We start from the raw sequence: 276 nt of genomic DNA, 5'->3' as shown, positions 1-276 counted from the left end.
GGGGATGCTCATGGGGAAAGCCTAGGGAAGCCCGCCCGCGCCCGTGGAGCGTGCCGGCGGCCGGGTCAGATGGCCGTCATCACGTGCTTGACCCGGGTGTAGTCCTCGAAGCCGTACGAGGAGAGGTCCTTGCCGTAGCCGGACTTCTTGAAACCGCCGTGCGGCATCTCGGCGACCAGCGGGATGTGGGTGTTGATCCAGACGCAGCCGAAGTCCAGGCGGCGCGACATCCGCATGGCGCGGGCGTGGTCCTTGGTCCACACCGAGGACGCCAGG

At 68.1% G+C, this 276-nt stretch carries 1 protein-coding gene; it reads right to left on the bottom strand.

From position 1 onward, the window contains the following. Positions 1–65 precede the first annotated feature (65 nt). On the bottom strand, positions 66–276 hold a 211-nt coding region (locus tag AA75_RS28005), incomplete at its 5' end, for an aldehyde dehydrogenase family protein (protein WP_033823062.1).

Source organism: Kitasatospora sp. MBT63, assembly GCF_000710465.2.
Lineage (GTDB): Bacteria > Actinomycetota > Actinomycetes > Streptomycetales > Streptomycetaceae > Kitasatospora.
The sequence above is the reverse complement of the archived record's forward strand: the minus strand, read 5'-3'. Positions and strand labels throughout refer to the sequence as shown.